The 15,749-nt window shown below is 61.2% G+C and carries 13 protein-coding genes; 10 read left to right on the top strand and 3 right to left on the bottom strand.

Annotation, left to right across the window (positions count from 1 at the left end):
- Positions 1-121: 121 nt before the first annotated feature.
- From arfB to dcp, 3 genes are all read left to right on the top strand, one after another.
- Positions 122-553 carry an alternative ribosome rescue aminoacyl-tRNA hydrolase ArfB gene (arfB, locus tag ABE434_RS08260; protein ID WP_121044396.1) on the top strand — a complete coding sequence of 144 codons (432 nt, stop codon included), beginning with the start codon at positions 122-124 and terminating at the stop codon, positions 551-553.
- A 46-nt stretch (positions 554-599) separates the two neighbouring features.
- Positions 600-1,160 (top strand): lysophospholipid acyltransferase family protein, encoded by a 561-nt coding sequence (locus tag ABE434_RS08255; protein WP_346478517.1) that lies wholly within the window; start codon positions 600-602, stop codon positions 1,158-1,160.
- 146 nt (positions 1,161-1,306) lie between these two features.
- On the top strand, positions 1,307-3,463 hold the full coding sequence (gene dcp / locus ABE434_RS08250; RefSeq protein ID WP_346478486.1) for a peptidyl-dipeptidase Dcp: 2,157 nt from the start codon (positions 1,307-1,309) through the stop codon (positions 3,461-3,463).
- A 260-nt stretch (positions 3,464-3,723) separates the two neighbouring features.
- Here the strand turns inward: dcp and ABE434_RS08245 are convergent, their stop codons facing one another.
- On the bottom strand, positions 3,724-4,173 hold the full coding sequence (locus tag ABE434_RS08245; RefSeq protein WP_019184864.1) for a 3-dehydroquinate dehydratase: 450 nt from the start codon (positions 4,171-4,173) through the stop codon (positions 3,724-3,726).
- A gap of 3 nt (positions 4,174-4,176) precedes the next feature.
- Positions 4,177-4,587 (bottom strand): hypothetical protein, encoded by a 411-nt coding sequence (locus tag ABE434_RS08240; protein ID WP_046272279.1) that lies wholly within the window; start codon positions 4,585-4,587, stop codon positions 4,177-4,179.
- 178 nt (positions 4,588-4,765) lie between these two features.
- Here ABE434_RS08240 and lepB point away from each other — a divergent pair, with 178 nt between their 5' ends.
- Both lepB and ABE434_RS08230 read left to right on the top strand, forming a co-directional pair.
- A complete protein-coding gene (gene lepB / locus ABE434_RS08235) occupies positions 4,766-5,398 on the top strand; it encodes a signal peptidase I (protein ID WP_346478485.1) in 633 nt (210 codons plus the stop codon).
- A gap of 132 nt (positions 5,399-5,530) precedes the next feature.
- Positions 5,531-6,805: an MFS transporter gene (locus ABE434_RS08230; protein WP_346478484.1), complete on the top strand. Its 1,275-nt coding sequence runs from the start codon at positions 5,531-5,533 to the stop codon at positions 6,803-6,805.
- On the opposite strand, the gene ABE434_RS08225 is transcribed toward ABE434_RS08230, so the two are convergent.
- Positions 6,795-7,697, bottom strand: a complete 903-nt coding sequence (locus tag ABE434_RS08225) for a LysR substrate-binding domain-containing protein (protein WP_346478483.1) — start codon at positions 7,695-7,697, stop codon at positions 6,795-6,797. The two genes, ABE434_RS08230 and ABE434_RS08225, sit on opposite strands and share 11 nt — an antisense overlap.
- A 183-nt stretch (positions 7,698-7,880) precedes the next feature.
- Between ABE434_RS08225 and ABE434_RS08220 the strand changes: the two genes are divergently transcribed.
- The 5 genes from ABE434_RS08220 (at position 7,881) to ABE434_RS08200 (ending at position 15,077) form a co-directional block, all read left to right on the top strand.
- Positions 7,881-11,156, top strand: coding sequence for a DUF6531 domain-containing protein (locus ABE434_RS08220; RefSeq protein WP_346478482.1), 3,276 nt, complete (start codon positions 7,881-7,883; stop codon positions 11,154-11,156).
- On the top strand, positions 11,156-13,312 hold the full coding sequence (locus ABE434_RS08215) for an RHS repeat-associated core domain-containing protein (protein ID WP_346478481.1): 2,157 nt from the start codon (positions 11,156-11,158) through the stop codon (positions 13,310-13,312). Before ABE434_RS08220 ends, ABE434_RS08215 begins: the two co-directional genes overlap by 1 nt.
- Entirely contained in the window at positions 13,309-13,716 is a 408-nt protein-coding gene (locus ABE434_RS08210) for a hypothetical protein (protein WP_346478480.1), read from the top strand. The genes ABE434_RS08215 and ABE434_RS08210 overlap by 4 nt, the downstream gene beginning before the upstream one ends.
- 615 nt (positions 13,717-14,331) lie before the next feature.
- Positions 14,332-14,697: a hypothetical protein gene (locus ABE434_RS08205; protein WP_346478479.1), complete on the top strand. Its 366-nt coding sequence runs from the start codon at positions 14,332-14,334 to the stop codon at positions 14,695-14,697.
- Between the two features lie 137 nt (positions 14,698-14,834).
- A complete protein-coding gene (locus ABE434_RS08200; RefSeq protein WP_346478478.1) occupies positions 14,835-15,077 on the top strand; it encodes a hypothetical protein in 243 nt (80 codons plus the stop codon).
- Positions 15,078-15,749 lie beyond the last annotated feature (672 nt).

Raw genomic sequence — 15,749 nt, 5'->3', positions numbered from 1 at the left:
TGCGTGGACTGCGGAGAATACCTGCGATGCCGTCATCAGGCCGTAATTGAGGACGTTATCGACGATATCCACGCACGTTGCAGTCCCCCGGCCGGCGGGTCCTCCCCTTACAATGCCGCCCATGGGCAACGGGCCAGTCACCATCAGCGCGCACCTGACGATTCCGGACACGGAACTCGTCGAGCGGTTCGTGCGCGCCAGTGGCGCCGGTGGCCAGAACGTCAACAAGGTCTCCACCGCCGTCGAACTGCGCTTCGACGTGGCCGGCTCGCCTTCGTTGCCCGAGCCGTTGCGCGCGCGCCTGCTGGCCCGCCGCGACCGGCGCATGACCGGCGAAGGCGTGCTGGTCATCGATGCACAGCGTTTCCGAACCCAGGACCGTAACCGCGAGGACGCGCGCGATCGACTGGCCGCCTTCATCCAGGCGGGGCTGAGCGTGCCCAAGGCACGCGTGGCCACCAAGCCGACCTACGGGTCGAAACTGCGTCGTCTGGACGCCAAAAAGGGGCGCGCGCAGATCAAGCGCGGGCGCACCACACGCAATTGGGAGTGATTGCTTGAACAACCGAAGTCCGTTGTTGCCGGTGGTTCCGCCGAACATGCCGCAGGTCAAACCGAACCGCTTCCTCCGCTGGCTGGCCCGCTGCACGCTGCGCCTGGGCGGCTGGAAAGTGACCGGGACCCTGCCCGATGTGCCCAAAGTGGTGTTCATCATCGCCCCGCATTCGTCCAACTGGGACGGCTTCTGGGGCATGGCGGCCAAGATCGCGCTGGGCATGCAGGTCAAGGTGCTGGGCAAGGCCTCGCTGTTCTGGTGGCCGCTGGGCCCCCTGCTGCGCAGGCTCGGCGTCATCCCGCTGGACCGCAGTTCGCCGCAGGGCACCGTCGAGCAGGCGGTCAGCCTGATCCGCGGCTCGGACCGCCTGTGGTACGCGATCACCCCGGAGGGCACGCGCAAGGCCGTGCAGCACTGGAAGGCCGGGTTCCTCAAGATCGCGCGGATGGCCGACGTGCCGGTGCTGGCCGCCTATTTCCACTACCCGGAAAAGACCATCGGCATCGGCCCGCTGTTCCATCCCACCGGCAACGACGCGGCCGACATGGCCGCGATCCGCGAGTACTACCGGCCCTGGCAGGGCAAGACCCGCGGCACCGTCTGAGCGCCGCCGGGCGGGCCGGACGGGGTAGCCCCCACGGCCCGCACAGCCACGCGCCACGACCGGCACATGCCGCCTGCGGGCTTTGGGAGTAGGGTGATCGGCTGCGGGATTTTCCGTCCCGCGCCCTCATCCAAGGAGCCCGTTTCATGTCGCGTACCGTAGTTTTGGCCGCTGCCATCAGCCTGGCGCTGGCGGCCTGTTCCGGCAAGGAGTCCACCCCCGTGACCGATACCCAGCCCGCCCCGACCCAGCAGCCGGCGGATGCGTCCGCCAACCCCCTGTTGAGCGCCAGCACGCTGCCGTTCCAGGCGCCGCCGTTCGACAGGATCAAGGACAGCGACTACCTGCCGGCCTTCAACGAAGGCATGAAGCAGCACCTGGCTGAAGTCCGCAAGATCGCCGACAACCCGGAGCCGGCCACCTTCGACAACACCATCGAAGCGCTGGAGCGCAGCGGCGAGACCCTGACCCGCGTGTCGCGCATCTTCTTCGGCCTGGTCCAGGCCGACACCAACGATGCACGCCAGAAGGTGCAGGAAGAAGTCGCCCCGAAGCTGGCCGAGCACCAGGACGAGATCAACCTCGACCCGAAGCTGTTCGCCCGCATCAAGACCATCTACGACCAGCGCGACGCGCTGGGCCTGGACCCGGTGCAGAAGCGCCTGGTCGAGCGTGACTACCAGGAGTTCGTGCGCGCCGGCGCGCAGTTGAACGATGCCGACAAGGCCTCGCTGCGCAAGCTCAACGTGGAAGAAACCACGCTGGCCACGCAGTTCCACACCCGCCTGGTCGCCGCGACCGCCGCCGGTGCCGTGGTCGTCGATGACAAGGCCAAGCTGGCCGGCCTGGACGAGGATGCGATCAACACCGCCGCCACCGATGCCAAGGCCCGCAACCTCGAGGGCAAGTATCTGCTGCCGCTGCAGAACACCACCCAGCAGCCGGTGCTCGGTTCGCTGAGCGACCGCGAGCAGCGCGCTGCCGTGCTCAAGGCCTCGGAGACCCGTGCCGAAAAGGGCGACGCCAACGACACCCGCGAGACCATCCAGCGCCTGGCCCAGCTGCGCGCGCAGAAGGCCAAGCTGCTTGGCTTCGAGAACTATGCCGCCTACAGCCTGGCCGACCAGATGGCCAAGACCCCGGCCGCTGCGCTCAAGCTGCTGACCGACACCGTGCCGGCCGCCACCGCCAAGGCGCGTGGCGAGATCAGCGAAATGCAGAAGGTGATCGACGCGCAGAAGGGCGGCTTCAAGCTCGCTGCCTCCGATTGGGACTTCTACGCCGAACAGGTGCGCAAGGCGCAGTACGACCTGGACGAATCGCAGATCAAGCCGTACTTCGAGATGGACAACGTGCTGCAGAACGGCGTCTTCTACGCCGCCACGCAGCTGTACGGCATCACCTTCAAGCCGCGTACCGACATCCCGACCTACCACCCGGACATGAAGGTCTACGAAGTGTTCGACAAGGACGGTACCTCGCTGGCCCTGTTCTACACCGACTACTTCAAGCGTGACAGCAAGTCCGGTGGCGCCTGGATGGACGTGTTCGTCGAACAGGACGGCCTGACCGGTGCCAAGCCGGTGGTCTACAACGTGTGCAACTTCACCAAGCCCGCCGCCGGCCAGCCCGCGCTGCTGAGCTTCGATGACGTGACCACGATGTTCCATGAGTTCGGCCATGCGCTGCACGGCATGTTCTCGAAGGTGAAGTACCCGTCCATCGCCGGTACCAGCACCTCGCGCGACTTCGTCGAGTTCCCCTCGCAGTTCAACGAGCATTGGGCGCTGGACCCGAAGGTCTTCGCCAACTACGCCAAGAACTACAAGACCGGCGAGCCGATGCCGCAGGCGCTGGTCGACAAGATCCTCAAGGCGCGCACCTTCAACCAGGGCTATGCGACCACCGAGTACCTCTCGGCCGCACTGCTCGACCTGGCCTGGCACACCCAGCCGGCCGACGCCAAGCTGCAGGACGTCGCTCCGTTTGAAGCGGCCGCGCTGAAGAAGTTCAAGGTCGACCTGCCGCAGGTGCCGCCGCGCTACCGCACCAGCTACTTCGATCACATCTGGGGTGGCGGGTATTCGTCCGGCTATTACGCCTACTTCTGGGCCGAAGTGCTCGACCATGACGCTTTCGAGTGGTTCAAGGAGAACGGCGGCCTGACCCCGGAGAACGGCCAGGTGTTCCGCGACAAGATCCTCTCCCGCGGCAACAGCGTGGAGCTGGCCGATCTGTACCGCGAGTTCCGCGGCAAGAATCCGTCCGTGGAACCGCTGCTGGTCAATCGTGGCCTGAAGTAATCGCGGCATCCCGGTAGGTACCGACCGTTGGTCGGTACGCCGGTGACTGGCCGATACGCCTGCCACTGGCACACGCTGAAACGAAAACGGCAGGGGAAACCCTGCCGTTTTTTTTGGTTGCGGCTCCGCTGGGGCGGGCGCTGGGCCCCTATACCCTTTCCGGCGAATGTCCTCCGGCGTCGGCCTGCGGCCGCCCCCTCCCCCTTTATTTCGCCTCCACGGGCATAGGGGCCCAGCGCCCGCCCCACCGACCCCGCGCCTCACGTCCCCACGTGCACGCCTTCGGCGATCTCACTGCACCCCAGGTGATCCAGCGCGATCTCCAGCGCGTGCATGTAGCTCTGCGCGCAGTACCCGCGCGCCACGCCGATGCGCTGGCCCACATCCGCCGGCAGGCACGCCTCCGGGGCGCGCGCATCGTCGTCGTGCACTTCCACATAGGCGTTGTGCAGATGCGGCAGCAGACGCTGCAGGCGGGCGCTGTCCACGCACGCACCGGGATCGAGCAGGGTGACTTCGCCGCGGCTGTGATCGGCCACGCGCAGGGCGTCCAGCAGCTCCTGCTCCGAGCCACAGGCGCGTATCGCCACCGTGGTGCCTGCATCGATCGCGCGGTGCACCAGGGATTTGAGAACGAGCGGAGGCAGCGGCTGCGCGGTACGGATCAGCTGCCCGGCCGCTTCCGGCCCACGGATGATGAAGATCGACATGGCTCAGCCCTCCACGGCCTGCAGGCGATGGGCGGCGATCGCCAACGACAGGCGACACGCATCCTGGCGGCCGCTGCTGCACACCACCCGCGCGGCCGGGGCATGCTGCGGATGCAGGTGCTCGTCCAGCGCGTCGTCGTCGTTGCTGGCCATCTCGATGTACGGCGCCGGCAGGTCCTCCAGCGCGGTGCGCAGCGCTTGGCCATAACGGGCCCATTGCGGTGCATCGACCGCCGCGGTGGCGATCAGGACCAGCGCCGGGCGGCTGCGCTGGGCACGCTGCAGGCAGCGCACCAGGGCCGGCAGGGAGTCGCAGTCGCGGCAGGCCAGGCGGTGCCCGGCGACCCGCGCAGGCAGCGGCGACGCGTCCGGCACGGCGTTCGACGGTGTATGCCGGATCAGCAGGATGGTCATGGAGCGTCTCTTCGAAGCGCCCTTCGGCGCGGTGTCGCCACGATGCGGCCGCGCCCCGTAAAACCGCGATGCCGACCCGGCCGGCCCGGCGTAAACAGTGCGTAGCTTTTTCGGACCCGGCCAGGGAACTTGCCCGGCTCCCGTCCGGTCACAGCCACACACTCCCTGGAGCGCCCGTATGGACACCCCCGCCGCCGCCTCGGCCCCCGCCGACCACCGCCTGCTGCGCTGGCTCAAGAAAGAAGCCCTGCCGCTGCTGGTCATGCTCGGCCTGCTCGCCGCGGCGCGCGACACCCTGGCCAACCACTACCAGGTCCCCAGCGGCTCGATGCAGCACACGCTGATGCCCGGCGACCGGGTGGTGGTGGACATGCGCGCCTATGGCGTGCGCCTGCCGTTCACCTCGGTGGAGCTGCTGCACACCGGCCAGCCGCAGCGCGGTGACGTGGCGGTATTCGATTCGCCGCAGGACGGCACCCGCCTGATCAAGCGCATCGCGGCGGTCGGCGGGGATCGGGTCGAGCTGCACGACGGCCACTTGAGCATCAACGGCCATCCGCTGGCCCAGGCCGGCGTCGGCGAAATCGAAGACTTCGGCCAACATCTGGCGCAGCTGGATCTGGGCCAGGGCGGCGGGCCCGACATTACCGGGCTGACCGTCCCGGCGGGCGAGGTGCTGATGCTCGGCGACCACCGCGGCAACAGCGCCGACGGCCGCTTCTTCGGCCTGGTCCAGGCGAGCGCGCTGTATGGCAAGGCCTCGCACGTCTACTACCGCCGCGGCGAAGGCCTGACCTGGAAGGCGCTGTGATCCCGGCCACAATCTGAATCGATATCTGGATCATCTCGATCCAGACCTATCAGGTTATGGATCGACCTGTCCGCGCTGCCTATCCTGAGCGCTGACTCCTCGCTCCGGCCCGTCCACGCGGGCCTTACCGGCATGAATGGCGACACCGCAGCGGTCCCCGACCGCAGCCCCCCGACCACCACCGCAGCGCCGGCCGGCGACCAGATCCATCAGGGCACCCCGGCCTTCCGGCGCACGGCGGCCGCGCTGTTCCTGGCCGGCTTCTCCACCTTCGGGCTGCTCTACACGGTGCAGCCGCTGCTGCCCGAATTCAGTCGCCACTTCGGTGTCTCCGCGGCCAACAGTGCGCTGACCCTGTCGCTGACCACCGGTCTGCTGGCGGTCTCCATGCTGATCGCGGGATGGATCTCCGACCGCATCGGGCGCCGCAGCGTGATGGTCGCAGCGCTGCTGGCGTCCAGCGTGTTGTCCGTCGCCACGGCGATGGTGGATGACTGGACCACGCTGCTGGTGCTGCGCACGCTGCTCGGCATCGCGCTCAGTGGCGTACCGGCGGTGGGCATGACCTACCTCGCCGAAGAAATGGACAGCCGCGCGCTGGGCCTGGCGATGGGCCTGTACATCGGCGGCAACGCGATCGGGGGCATGAGCGGTCGCCTCATCGCGGGCATCGTGGCCGACCACTGGGGCTGGCGCTGGGGCATCGGCGTGGTGTCGCTGATCGCGCTGCTCAGTACCGTGCTGCTGTGGATCCAGCTGCCGCCGTCGCGCCACTTCCAGAGCCGCCGTGGCGGCCTGCGCGAACTGCCCGCGCGCTGGCGCAGACTGTTCGGCGATCCCGGCCTGCCGTGGTTGTTCGCCACCGCCTTCGTGTTGATGGGCGTGTTCGTCACCCTCTACAACTATCTCGGTTTCCACCTGCTGGCGCCGCCCTACGGCCTCAGCCAGACCGTGGTCGGCCTGATTTTCAGCGTGTACCTGATCGGCACCTTCAGCTCGGCCTGGATGGGGCAGCAGGCCAATCGCCATGGCCGCAGCCGCGTGCTGGCGATCTGCTATGGCCTGATCGCGCTGGGCATCGTGCTGCTGGCGATGCCGTGGCTGGGCTGCATGGCCGCCGGCATCGCGCTGGTGACGTTCGGCTTCTTCGGCGGTCACTCGGTGGCCAGTAGTTGGGTCGGCAGCCGCGCCGGTGCGATGCGGGCCGAAGCATCCGCCCTGTACCTGTTCGCCTACTACCTGGGCTCCAGCGTGGCCGGCGTGCTCGGCGGCGTGTTCTACACGCACTGGGATTGGCTGGGCGTGTGCGGCTTCGTCGGCGTACTGACCGTGGCCGGTGGCGTGATCGCCTGGCGCCTGGGGCAACGCGTGCAACCGGGCACCGCCGCGCTCGCGCTCAGCCGCTGACACCCTGCAGCAGACGGGTGAAGTGCCCGATCAACGGCGACGCCGCACCCCGCCGACAGGCGACGTGCACTTCTGAACTGGCGGCACGATCACTGAGCGCGACGAAGCGCGCCCCGTCCACCTGGATATGGCTGCACGAGGCGGGCAGTACCGTCACGCCCAGGCCTGAAGCCGCCAGGCTGATCAGCGTCGAGGCTTCCCCGGCTTCCTGCACGATGCGCGGCGTGAAGCCGGCGCTGCGGCACAACGCGATGAAATGATCGTGGATGCCCGCGCCGACCTCGCGCAGGAAACCGACGAACGGCTCATGCGCGAACAGCCGCAGCGCCACCGCCGCATCGGTGGGCAGATCACGCACCAGCGGATGCTGGTCGTGCACCACCAGCGCCAGCGGATCACTGAACAGTTTGCGTGACATCAGCGGCGCGGGCAGGGCACGTTTGCGGATCAACCCGACATCCAGTTCGCCGGCCATCAGCGCATCGATCTGCTGCAGGGTGTTCATCTCGCGCAGCTTCAACTGCACCTGCGGGAACTGCTGGCGGTAGGCGAAGATCGCACGCGGAATCTGCGTGGACAGCGGCGTCGCCCGGGTCAGCCCGATACGCAGCTCACCGGTTTCCCCGCGCTGCGCGCGCTGGGTCAGATCGATCGCGGTATCCACCCGCGCCAGCACCTCACGCGCCTGTTCCTGCAGCACGCGCCCGGCGTCGGTGAGTTCCACGCGGCGGTTCGCACGCAGGAACAACCGCGCGCCGAGCAGCGTTTCCAGCTGACGGATCTGCTGGCTGAGCGGTGGCTGCGACATCCCCAGCCGCTCGGCCGCCCGGCCGAAGTGCAGCGTCTCGGCGACGGCCAGGAAGTAGCGCAGGTGGCGGAGTTCGATGGACATGGGGGGATTATGACGCCGGTGGCGCAGGACGCCCCAAGAAAACCGTGTGCAGGCGCAGAAAGGACAAGCTGCCGTTGGACCCCTCGCCACCCGATGATCAACAGAAAGTCATTTCATTAATCTTTCATCCTCCGTTCAGTTATGTTATGAAGGCATCCAAATGAGCAGAAATAGTGGATCAGGATGACCCGCACTCGCCTTTTTGCATGCACTTCTTCCGCCGTAATGGCCTCCCTGCTTCTGTTCGCCGTAACGCCCGTGTCGAGAGCTGACAACGAGGGGTCGGACGAAGAAAATCCACCGTCCAGCCTCGAGCGAATCAACGTCATTCGACAGAGGGAGCGCCCTGGCGTTATCTGGTCATTAGGACCCAACTTCGATTTCAGAAACCTGGTCAGTCCGCCGCCGACGTTCAGCTATACGGCACCGGAGCAAGAGACCGATGAACGTACCGACGATTGCAATGAGGGCCAGCCAGGACGGCAATCGGCAGGAAATCCGGTGGTGTTATACACGGGGAACAAGGTCGAACCGGAGACGGATTTCCAAGCCGCTGGCGAAATGGGGCTTTTTCTTAGGCGGGTCTACAATCACCATTGGAGCGCTGCCGGCATATTCGGCAATCACTGGCTCAGCAATTTCGACTATTCGCTGGTCTTCACACAAGGTCAGGATATCGCCTGGGCCCAGCGACCGGATGGCAGTCGAGTTAAATTCCTGCATGACGTAGCAACCAGTCGCTGGTACGAAGATCGTGCCCAGCCGGTCGCCTACATCATCCGAAGGGCAGATGGCCAGATCGAGCTGCACGCAGATGATCGTAGCGTGGAAATCTACAACGCCGAAGGCTTCATAACCCAGCGTAAGAATGAGCAAGGTGTTAAATGGGACTTCGTATATGCCAATCGGTACCTGCAGAAGGTAACGCACTCGTCAGGGCGTACCGTCCAGTTCACCTGGACCAACGGACAGCTGACGCAAGTGACCGACCCGGCTGGCGCAGTCTATCGCTATGCGTATACCAGCAATGCGCTGGCCAGCGGTCGCGGTCGCCTGGCCACCACCACGTTGCCTGGTACGCCAGCGACAACCATTCAATACCACTATGAAGACGCCCGCTATCCGGGGGGATTGACGGGAAAATCATTCAACGGCGTCAGGTACTCGTCCTTTGCCTATGACGGGCAGCGTCGCGCGATCAGCACGCAACATGCGGGTGGCATCGAGCGCTACCAGTTCAGCTATGCGGTACAGGCCACCGAACCTGTATTGCCACCTCCACCTCCCATCTATCCGGGCGGTCAGCAGCCAAGCGATGTGCTCTATATATGCGGAGATATGCAATTCTCCGCCTTGCTCTGCATGGCCAATGGCAACGCTGTCGCCAATGGAGCCTCTGCAGGAGGCAGCACAATCCACCTGAGCACTGCGACGGGCGGCACGCGTGCCCGGCCAGTAAAAAGTTCAGTCACGGTCACCAACCCGCTGGGAAGAAAGACAACGTACACCTACGAGGATGGAAAGGCCGTTTCTGTAGCAGGCGACCCTTCTCCGCGGTGTGCAGCGAGTTACAAGGAAATGACCTATGACGCCAATGGCTACCCGAAATTGGTGTTCGACTTTCAAGACGTCGCCACCCTCTTCGATTACGACGCGTATGGCCGCCTGCTGAAAAAGGTTGAGGCGTCGGGAACAACATCTGAACGGACGACGCGGCTGGTGTGGAACGATCAGCATCGGCTGGTGAAGGAGATACTGGAGGGCGTCAAGGAGGTCCAATACACCTATGACACCAGAGGCAACATCAGCTCAACCACGGAGCGGAACCTGGGCAGTCATGGAACACCCAATCAATCGCGCACGATCAACGTCGCCTACACCTATCACGGAAATGGCCTGAAAGCTTCCGTAAAAATTGACGGGCCGCTGGCAAACGACGACGTGACCTACGCCTTCAACGCGCAGGGCAACCTCATCAGCACAACCAACGGTCTGGGTCACAAAACTACCTATGCGGACCACACCGGACTGGGCGTTCCCCGGCGCGTGACCGGTGCGAATGGCGACGTGCAGGAGTTGACCTTCGATGCGCGTGGTCGTCCGGTACAAAGCAGATCCAGCGTTGGCAGCGGCTGGGCAACGACCTCATATACCTATGATGCCGCAGGCAACGTCGCGAGCTTGACAGAGCCGCAAGGGATCACCACCCGGAATGACTACGACGCTGGGCGCCGGCTGCTGAGGCAATCGCGCCCAATCGCAGGCGGTGCGTACCAGTGGACGAATCTCACTTATGACGCTGCATCCAATGTTGTGAGAAGAGAGATCCGCCAAACAGACTATCCGAGTGATAGTGCTGTTACGGGCTACGTCGACGCGCTGACCCACGATGGACAATGGAACTGGTACCTGTCCGGCTGGGCGTGCTCGACCGGCTCCAGGTCGTCCATTGAAGTACATGCCTATGCGGACAACGTTGCTTTGCTGGGTACTGCCATTGGGAATCAAGCGAGCGACGCATCCATCGCGAACGCATGCCAGACCACGGCTACACAGTATCGGTACAGGATTCCTTTGACACTGGCTAATCGGCAGCAGCATGGCGGTCGTCTTGTCTTTGCCCATGGGCAATCACCTAAAGGTGCGGCCTACAACCAGCAGCTGGCGAACTCCGGTGCATTCACCATTCCTCGAGCGGGTGTCAAAGGCGAGATTACCGGGGTCTCCAGTGATGGAAATTGGAACTACGCGGTCGATGGCTGGGCTTGTTCAGTGGGAATGAATCAATCCATCGCGGTTGAAGCCTATGCAGGTGGCCCGCCTGGTCAAGGAGTACATCTGGTGAGCGGCTGGGCAAATCGTGCATCAGATGGCGCCATCTCGAATGCCTGCGAAACCAGTGCCAGCGCGTATCGCTTCAGCCTTCCTCTAGGTGAAGCGCAGCGGCGAATGCATGGGAACCGGCCGATTCATGTGCAGGGCATTTCTCCTGTTGGGGGGACGAACGGCTCACTTGGTCGATCCGGAAGCGTCGCAGTTCCTCCAATGACATTCGCCTCGTCGGCTGTGGAGTTCAGAACACCCGACGCTGCCATCAACAGCGGAGACAGCGTGGCGATCACGATCACCTTCCGAAATACCGGAAATGTGATATGGCGTCCAGGAGAGGTCGTCCTTCGTTGGGGAGACGGATGGATGCACAGCGAACGTCCCTTGGCTTCAGCAGTGCCGCCTGGCGCAAATGCCACGTTCACCATTCAAGTCACACCCGTCCACCTGCAGGAGGGGATGGCGGATGTCGTCTACTACGCACAGATGTCTAGCGGAGGCGCCGCATTTGGTGCTCAGTCCAGCGGCGTTGTGAGTGTCTATCGGTTACCGCTATGCAACCCGGTATGCGAGATCAGCCTGCTTGGCAATGAGGCACGCACTGACTATCTAGCCGGAGGGGCGCTCTGATGTCGGCATTGCTGATCACTGTGATGGCGCTCAATACCGTAGTTGTCAGCGTTGACTACGAGTACGACGAACTTGGTCGTCTGATTGCAGAGCGTGGTAATCAAGGCCAGAACGTTCGTTATGGCTACGACATGGAGGGCCGACTGCTGCAGGTGACTGACTCACAGAATCGCATCACTCGCATGGAGTACGATCCCCTGGGAAGGCTGACCAAGCAAATTGACGCGGCAGGCGGAGTGACGAGCTTGACCTATGACAAGGGGGATCGCGTCACCAGCGTCAATGATCCACGCAATCTGCTGACTACATACGAGTACGACGGATTTGGTCAGCTTTGGAAGCAGAGCAGCCCTGACACGGGGGTGACGAGTCATCAGTACGCCGCCAGCGGCCTGCGGACAACCACCACGCGTGGTGATGGCAGCTTGACGTCCTTTGCGCATGACGGATTGGGGCGGCCGATCACGGTCAATTCCGATGGTCAGCAGCAAAGTTATAGCTACGACTGGTGCAGCTGGGGGCTGGGGAGACTTTGTGGATTGAGTGCACAGGGCACCGATACCCACTTCGCGTACAGCCCTTCGGGTGAGATCCTCATCAGACGCGACTGGATCGTCACTGGTGGAGTAACGACTGATCACAGTACCTATTACGGTTTCGATGCAATTGGAAGGCCGAACAAGATAACGTATCCCAACGGCAACTTCGTTGACTACGGATACGATTCCGGCGGGCAGCTTGGTTCAATGTCTGTCACCATCAATGGTGTCACCAAGCCGGTGATCACAGCTGCGGACTACAAGGCCAGCGGCGCTCGCAGCAGGCTCGCTTACGGCAACGGCCTTGTACGGGGATATAGTCACGATCTGGACGGCCGCCTCACCGCCATGTCTGTACGACGGGCGGACAACACCGCACTGAGCGCCTGGGACTACCAGCACAGCGCGGACAATGAGATCACCCGGATAGGTGACGGGGTCTCGCCGGACATGACGCAGGTCATTGGCTACGACGCGCTGAGTCGCCTGACCAGACTGACGCGATTCGGCGTTATCAACCAGCTTTCGTACGATGCGGGCGGAAACCATGATCGCTACCAGGCGGGAAGCTCGCTAACCCAGTACAGCATTGATCCTCACAGCAACCGCGTTCTGAACTACACCAGTGATGGTGTAAGTCGCCAGTACCAGTACGACGCAGTGGGCAACCGCATCAGCGAAACAAGTGGGTCGCGTGTTCAGACCTACACCTATAGCCCTTTCAACCGGATGACTCAGGCTAACGTCAATGGGGCCGTGACGAACTATATGCTCAATGCGCAAGGTCAGCGTGTAGCGAAGCTCAACGCAAGTACGAGCCGCTACTACTACGCGGGGCAGAATCAGCTGACATCGGAGCTGACAGACGGTACTTGGACGAACTACCTTTGGTTTGGCGGCGAGCTGGTAGGCCTGGACCGTGGTGGCCAAGTTAACTTCGTACACACTGATCATCTGGGACGGCCTGAATTTGCTACGAACGCCAGCCAGCAGACGGTGTGGAAGGCGTACAACTACGCCTATGGCCGAAGTGTTCAGCAGGACAGCATCGGTGGGCTGAATATTGGGTTCCCGGGCCAGTACCACGATGCCGAAACGGGGCTCTGGTACAACGGATTCAGGGATTACGACGCAAGCATTGCGCGGTATGTGCAGAGTGATCCAATTGGTCTGAGTGGCGGAATAAATTCCTACGCATACGCATTGGGAAATCCTGTAAGGTTTGTAGATCCATTAGGCCTTGAATGGCAGACGGTTGGTTACGATTACCATTCTGGTTCAAACTATTTCACGTGGTGGATGAATCGCCTAAATGACAGGATTTCGCACTCAATGGAGCCAAATATCCCTGGATCAAATCCTAATGAGTTCATAAATACTAAAAGAGATGTGATACAAGAGTGGAAATCGGCTGTATGTGAGGATGATGAGTCGGAAAAGCCCGGTCGCCGCCGCGAGATCAAAAATGGTACGCAGCGTCGGATCACTCAGACGTTCGTCTATGCGCCAGATATTTGGTCGAATACAAACCATTCCTACCAGTGGAAGCCTGGTGTTCCTGATAAAACAACTATGACCGTAGTTGAGTTGATGCAGCGGTCTGGAGTAGATCGATGAGGGCAATTCGTATAGATTGGCCCATGATATGGGGCGGGCTGGATTTTGCTAGTTTTGTCGTATTGATAATTTTTGACGCCCGCAATGGCCGCATCCCTTTGTTTTCGGAAATTTCGCATGCGCACGATTTCTATCAAGCCTACGGTAGTTCAAGTCCAGTCTTACTTTCCTGGGGCGCCGGGCTCCTGGAATTATCTTTTATTGCATCGGGATTCTTGCTGTTGAAGAGGAGGAGGTTAGGGAGGTATTTTGCATTTTGTCAGTTCCCCTTGCGGGTCATTTTCCTTATGCCCTCGCTGTTTTTCTTGAATTATCTTGGATATATGGGTGCATCCGCAGTGGTGGTGATGGCGGCTCTTCTAGTATCGGAAATTCTTAAGCTGTGGTCTCTACGAAAGCTCTGATTGGTAAGTGAATATCTTGCGCTTTCAACCTATTGAATCTACTGTGGTTGGTAAGCAGGAATAGCTTGATTGGCATGTTAATTGCCGTCAGGTGGTTTCATCGTTTGCACAGGGCTCTTTGCGTTGACACCGTAACATCCAGTTGTTTGCGGGGAGGGGTGTCAATACATTTGCCCATTCCATGGGAAATCTGGTTAATGCCGTTGATTCAATGTGTCTTGAAACCTCTTTGCTGCCAACGGTTGGCCCTGGCGGCGTGAGTGACTACTCTGCGATTTTCACAACACGGGGGGATGTAGGAGACCCGCTCTTTACAATCCCGCTGGTTCGTTGGGTGCGGCGAATAAAGGGGTAGTAGCGGCCTTATATCCGGTGGTTCAGCAAGCGTCACTAGTTTCGAACACCATAGCGGCCAAAAGGTGGAATCGACCTGCAGGGACATTTCGCAGAAGGAAGAAGAGAGCATAATCAATAGGGCTATGGACCTTCCTTCAGCTGGTGCTGGTACATGCCCAACATGTCTTCGAGTGCATTGAGCGGGCAGCCTTCGTTCCCGTATGTGCAAGCAGGAACATGGTTCCTTGGAACGCTGTTGCGCCAGTTCAGGAGTGAACCATGAGCGCATGGTTCTTCACTGCTGTGATTTACGTGCTTGGCTTCGTTGGCCTTGCTTCGTTCGGCTTACTTCCGCTCCGGGTTTGGAAAGTTATGAGGAGCGCGTTTAAAGGCAGGTTGCTTCCCACATCAAGATCGGCATCGCTTGTCTTCATTGCCTTGATGGCAGCAGTAGCCCTCTGGGCTGACATGCAGATCACCATCCGAATTTTCAAGTGCCTGACTGAAAGCTACTGTGGTCCTGGTGTTGCAAGCGGCTGGGCGTATCTGGCGATGCTTGGCGTGGTGTACGTTGTTTTTGAGGTCGTAGTCTTCGTGATACAGAAGATCAGCCGAGCTAGCGCCGGACCGGCCGGATTTTCGTAGAATCCTGGCGTATTGGTGCACTCGGAGGCAGCCAGTTTCTTAGTTGACTGCGGGAGGCAGGGCTGGAAACGTCGTCGTGGAAAATTCATTTGAGAAATGTGATTGATATGACACCAAAAACCCTGAGGCGGGTTACGATGCTCGCCAAAGTTCTGTCTGTAGTCTTGGTGGTTCGCTTCCAGAGCAAGGCTTCAGGTATTTACAAGCAGCTCAGACAGTGCGTTTCGGAGTCGGTTGATTTGAAGATGGCTGAAATGTGTCAAAACTATCCAGAGTCAATTGATTTCTACTTGAATATGATGCTTGTTTCATTTATTGCAACCATGCTTGTTTATTACTTGATTGACAGGGTTGAAGCGAAATATGTTCTCCGTAAATGATTTTACAAGCGATGAAGGAGTGATTTGATCTAAATGGGATGGGTTCTGCCGTCTTTGGTTGGGTGGGATCCACATGTTGGAATAGAGATGGCGAATGCGTCTGCTCAGGACGTCCCAAATCGTCGGGGTCATCCGGCTGCGGCAGTCATCGGGCTGCCGTAGAAATAGGTTGATCAATTTGTTCGTTGGGTAATTCAGAACGTGATATTTGAAGGCCGGTCCCGGTAGAGCGCTCGGCCTCGAGTGAGAGGGTCTACGCCGCCTGGGGAATCCACTTTCTCCCAATGAACATGCCATCGTCCTGTAGGCGTGGATGGCATGCCTGATTCCTAGAATGACGCTTGTCGTCTTAAGGGACAAAAAAGCGCACACTCTGAGCCTTCGAGGTCCCGTTCCGCAGCGGGCGACTGTTGCGATGGTATTGAAGTATCCAAGCCCAACGCTCCAAATGCCCACTCTCGTGATGGCCGTGGGACTGAGCAGGCCCGGCTGGATCAACTCGATGAACGCCGGAGGGTGAGATCGTCATTGCTTTTACCAAGAACGCAGAGGCTGAGGCTTCTGACATCTTTGCTTGGGACGTGGTCAACGCACTTGCATCGAAATGTTAGGTGCGCCCTGTCCCAGAGGTCCAAGGCGCTAAGAAGTTACAGGATTGCCGGCCTGAGGCCT

Origin of the sequence: Stenotrophomonas sp. TWI1183 (assembly GCF_039673115.1) — a bacterium.
Taxonomy (GTDB): domain Bacteria; phylum Pseudomonadota; class Gammaproteobacteria; order Xanthomonadales; family Xanthomonadaceae; genus Stenotrophomonas; species Stenotrophomonas maltophilia_AA.
The sequence above is the reverse complement of the archived record's forward strand: the minus strand, read 5'-3'. Positions and strand labels throughout refer to the sequence as shown.